A 420-nucleotide genomic window follows, 5' to 3' on the forward strand; every position below is an offset into this window, starting at 1 on the left:
TCATTCGAAATTAAAAAGGGTATGACAGAAATTCTATCATTAAACATAGAAAATGAAATGGTAGATACGGGAAATGTAGAAATTACAAAAATAGATAAAGATAATAAGGCACCGTTAGCAGGTGTAGTCTTTGAAGTTCAAGACGACAAAGGCAAGGTAGTAACGAAAGTAACGACAGATAAAGCTGGAAAAGCAACAGTTTCAGATTTATCAGTAGGAAAGTACAAGTTAGTAGAAGTAGAGAGTTTACCAGGCTACAAAAAATTAGAAAAGCCTGTACCATTTGAAATTAAAAAAGGTATGACAAAATCTTTAACGTTCACTGTAGAAAATGAAATGGTAGATACGGGGAATGTAGAAATCACAAAAATAGATAAAGACAGTAAAGCACCATTAGAAAATGTTGTATTTGAAGTACGT

At 32.1% G+C, this 420-nt stretch carries 1 protein-coding gene; it reads left to right on the forward strand.

Annotated features, from left to right (window positions below; genetic code table 11):
- The coding region (locus HMPREF2590_RS11560) for an MSCRAMM family protein (protein WP_481747575.1) at positions 1–420 on the forward strand (420 nt) is incomplete at both ends.

The sequence above is a fragment of the Bacillus sp. HMSC036E02 genome (genome assembly GCF_001836235.1).
GTDB classification, from domain to species: domain Bacteria; phylum Bacillota; class Bacilli; order Bacillales; family Bacillaceae_G; genus Bacillus_A; species Bacillus_A cereus.